We start from the raw sequence: 4,157 nt of genomic DNA, 5'->3' as shown, positions 1-4,157 counted from the left end.
CCTACGACGCCCACGTCGTCGCCCAGGGCCGCCGCGATCGCCCATGCCTGCGCGGCGTACGTCGTCAGCTCCTCGGCCTCGACCCGGTGGTGGGCCTGCCGGTCGACGGTCCCGTGCTGCGGGGCCCGCGGCACCCAGACGTTGTAGCCCCTGTCGAAGAACTCCTGGGCCAGTTCGTCGTACTGCTCCGGCGCGAGGGTGTATCCGTGCAGCAGCAGGACGGCCCGGTCGGTACGGGAGCCGTGGCTGAGCAGACGGCTTCGCGACTCGGGCCGGACCTCCGGGTCCGTCGTCTCGTTCGCGACGTGGGCATCGGCGGCACGGACGGCGGTGTCGAAGTCGAGTGGTTGCGCGGGCGCGAGGCGGCGGCCCGGACGCCGTACCGGCCAGAGCCAGAGCCCGGCGACGGCCGCCACGACCAGCGCCAGTCCGCCGACGACGAACGCGATGATCTCCGGCATGGGCAGAATGGTGGCAGGGACGGCCGTCGTCGCTGGCTGAGGGGTGCGCCCCGGTGACAGGGCGCACCCCCGCCCGGCTATTCCTGGGAGTTCGGCGGTGCGAAGGTCACCCGGGTGCGCAACTGCCGGAACCCGGTCCGTTCCAACTCCGCCAGCACCGCCACCCGGCGCGCCTCGACGTCGGCGATCACCTCCCGGGCGCCTCCGCCGACGAGAACCCGGACGGCCTCGGCCAGCAGTTCGGGCCGGGCCGCCTCGTCGAGCAGGCCGAGATAGGCGAGCAGCGGGAAGCAGGCGTCCCCGGCGGTGCCGACCAGGCCCACCGGTCGGCCAGCCTCCAACGCGACCCGCCATCCCTGGACCGCATCCCCCAACCAACCGAGGGGGTCGGTGGCCAGGTCGATGCCGCTGACCACCCGTGCGGTCTCGACGCCGGTCAACACGTCCGGCTCGGCGATCTGGGCGACCAGGGCGTTGATCTCCGCCGCGTCGGCGGGGGTACGGAAGTCGTAGCGCCCGGAGGACGCCGGCAGCGGTGTGCCGGTCCAGGAGCACCGGATCCGTTCCTCCCGCTCGACCAGCCCGGCGAGCTGGGCGGCGGCCATCGGTGCCCGCACCACGGCCAGCACCTCGGGTCGACGCCGCCAGTGCGCCGGCAGGGCGGCGTAGTACAGACCGGGACCGCCGAGTGCCTCGTGGGCGGCGCGCAGCAGCGCCGCGCCCACCTCCGGCTCGGCGTCCAGATCGAACCGGTCCAGCCAGGGCGCGCCGACGGCGCCCGGTGGAAGGAGCCAGGCGGCCCGGCCGACCACCCGGTCGGCGCGCAGCGCGACCCAGGTGGTCTCGGGCCGGTAGCCGCCACCGACGACCCCGTCGGCGTACGCGACCTGACGCAGTTGGGGCAGCGGATCGGGCATGGAGTCGAACACGTGTTCCTCGCCCGCGACGAGCGGACGAATGATCAGATCTGTCATGGCGTGGTCCTTCGGGAAGCGAACGCCCCGGTTCAGATCCGCGCGGACGCCGGAGCGCGGAGGGGGCGCAGAACATCGGACATTGTTCTGACCTCCTCCCGGCTCGACGGCGTGCCAACGACCCTACGTGTGACTGTCGGCGGCCCGCAAGGGAGTGTCACAGTGTCGGGTTGGTCTCCGCCCGACGCTTGTGGGCTCGCTGGTCCAAGACGGTGATGCCGGCCAGGATCACCGCCACGCTGACCCCGACGGCTACCGGCGGGAGCAACACCATGGGTAGCGCCCCCACGATCAGCGCCACCACGCCGAGATACAACGCCCGGCAGCGCGGGGCGAGCCGGCTCTCCTCCTCCAGGAAGCTGCGCCCGATCAGGAACAGCACCGGGCCACCGAAGACGATGACCACCAGGGCCCAGTCGATCGGCGGGTGGGGGTCCTCGATGATCTGCCCGAAGCCGACGGCGGTGCAGATGATGCCACCGACGATGAGCAGCAGGCTGTAGCTCGCCCACCGGGACAGGTTGATCCCTTCCCCGCTGGAGGTTGAGGCGGGACCGGAACTGACGTGGTAAAAGTAGATCCGCCAGAACGCGACGACCGCCACGAACGAGGCGACGAGGGTGATGGTCCCGTCTCGGGAGAAGCCCGGGAAGCTGACCGCGGCACCGGCTTCGAGCACCACCTCGGCAAGCGCGATCATGAAGAACTGGTTGTAGCGCTCGGCGAGATGCGTCTGCGAGACGGTGACGCCCAGCGAGTTGAGCTGCCGCCCGCCCACCCGCGGCAGGGGGTAGGTGATGGCGGCGCCGATCAGCTCGATGGCGAGCGCGATGGTCCAGAAGACGCCCCGACCGAGACCGCCGCTGATGCCGCCACTGATCCAGAGCACGCCCGAGGCCAGGTGCCAGGTCAGGATCCGGATCGCGAAACCCTGCACCGGGTGACCCCGCAGGGCGAACGCCAGGAAGAGGGGTCGACCAACCTGGATGATCACGTAGGTGACGGAGAAGACGACGCCGCGTTGCCCGAAGGCCTGCGGCAACGAGACCGCCAGCACCAGCGTGCCGAACATCGTCGCCAGCAGGAGCGCCTGGAGATCGGGGCGCCGGGGATCGTAGGTGCTGGACAGCAGCGCGTTGAGTGACCAGATCATCCACATCGCCGTGAAGAAGAGGACCGTCTGGCCCGCCTCGGACAGCAGCGTGTGCCGGACGATGGTCAGGTCGTCCGCGACCCGCCCGGCGAGCCGGGCGAGCGCGAAGACGTAGACGATGTCGAACAGCAGTTCCAGGACGGTCGCCGAGTTCGGGCTCCGGCTGTCCCCGAGCCCTCGGAACACGGCACGCGTCGACACGGACGGCGGGACCGCTCAGCCGGCCAGAGCCGCCGACACGGGCACGCCGGGGTGACGACGGTGCTCGGTGAATCGCCCCGCTGCCATCACTCCGGGCCTCCTCACCGAACGGTCCCCCCGATCACTGTGAGTATGTTATCGATTTTTAGTCCCGTTTTCGGGGCTTATAGCCGCATCATGCGTGAGGGATCGGTGCGATCAGACCGCCCGGGCGACGCAGATCCTGGCACCCAGACGCGGACCCGCCTCGTAGATCATGTAGCTCACGCCGCCGTCGGTGCCGAAGCTGGGCGACGCGACCCGACCGTTGTCGGAGGCGATCGGGCTGTGGAACACCCCGAGGTGCACCTCCCGGTCGAAGGCGTTGCCGACCTCGGTGAGGTGCATCCGCCCGTCGCCGCCGTGGTAGACGACGTACGCGGTGCCGTTGCGGGTGAGCAGGTGCGGGGCGGAGATGTCGCTGAGCCCGTCGCCGGCCGGTGAGATCAGCGGCTCGGGCGCGAACTGCCACTGGTCCCAACCGTTCGGCGACCACCCCCAGAAGATCTTCCGGGTGCCCGGCCGGACGGTGTGCGCTCCCATGTAGAGCATCACGTACTTGTTGTTCAGCCCGGTCACCCGGTGCTCGAACACCCGGGCGTACGACGTCTCGGTCGTGTTCGGCACGAGCCTGGTGCTCAGGATCGGCGTCTCGTCACCGAAGGTGATGCCGTCTCGGGACCGGGCCACCCGGGTGGTGGTGTTCTCGCCGTGGAAGTAGAGGAAGAACTCCCTGCTGGAGGCGTTCCAGACGACGTGCGGCGACGAGACGTGGCTGACCGTCGTGGTCGGTAGGACCCGGTCGACGATGGGGTTGCCGGGGTGCTCGGTGTACGGGCCTTCGAGCCGGTCGGCGTAGGCGAGGCAGATCCCGCCGGGCGAGTCGTGGGGGGCGTAGTAGAGGTAGTAGCGCCCCTTGGCACCGCTGATCTTGTCGTAGACCCCACGCACGCAGGGGAAGATCGTCTCGCCGGTGGGGTTGTAGGCCAGCGGACTGTCGAACGCGTCGCGGACGTACCGGTAGCTGGGGAAACCGGCCGGGCCCGCGAGGGCCGGTGCGCCCGGAAGCAGTGCGCCGGCACCGCCGGCTGCGGAGGCGGCGCCCAACAGGGCCGCGCCGCGCAACAGCCCACGTCGGCTGAGCTCCGTGGGCCGACCGATGGGCGGATCAGGGTACGCGTGTGCCATCTGGTTCTCCGATCGTGAGGGGACGCTCGTCGACCGCGGAGCGCGGGTGGGGTGGCGATGCGGCAGCACGGAGACACGGACAAGGGCGCGGCCACCATCACTGTCAGTGATATGGCAGCCAGGCCGGCAACCCTTGTCGTC

The 4,157-nt window shown here is 70.5% G+C and carries 4 protein-coding genes; all 4 read right to left on the bottom strand.

Features of this window, described 5'->3' with window-relative positions; genetic code table 11:
• The coding region (locus tag ACWCO3_RS32225) for a hypothetical protein (RefSeq protein ID WP_450013673.1) at positions 1-461 on the bottom strand (461 nt) is incomplete at its 3' end.
• 77 nt (positions 462-538) lie between these two features.
• Positions 539-1,435, bottom strand: coding sequence for an acetyltransferase (locus ACWCO3_RS32220; RefSeq protein ID WP_450013671.1), 897 nt, complete (start codon positions 1,433-1,435; stop codon positions 539-541).
• Between the two features lie 157 nt (positions 1,436-1,592).
• Positions 1,593-2,789, bottom strand: coding sequence for a low temperature requirement protein A (locus ACWCO3_RS32215; RefSeq protein WP_450013669.1), 1,197 nt, complete (start codon positions 2,787-2,789; stop codon positions 1,593-1,595).
• Positions 2,790-2,987: 198 nt separating this feature from the next.
• On the bottom strand, positions 2,988-4,016 hold the full coding sequence (locus ACWCO3_RS32210; RefSeq protein ID WP_450013667.1) for a hypothetical protein: 1,029 nt from the start codon (positions 4,014-4,016) through the stop codon (positions 2,988-2,990).
• Between the last annotated feature and the right edge of the window lie 141 nt (positions 4,017-4,157).

This window comes from Micromonospora sp. NPDC002411, assembly GCF_053592955.1.
The sequence above is the reverse complement of the archived record's forward strand: the minus strand, read 5'-3'. Positions and strand labels throughout refer to the sequence as shown.

Coding starts and splice junctions, on each gene's coding strand:
- ACWCO3_RS32220 (WP_450013671.1), bottom strand. CDS start 1,435: ATGACAGATCTGATCATTCGTCCGCTCGTCGCGGGCGAGGAACACGTG.
- ACWCO3_RS32210 (WP_450013667.1), bottom strand. CDS start 4,016: ATGGCACACGCGTACCCTGATCCGCCCATCGGTCGGCCCACGGAGCTC.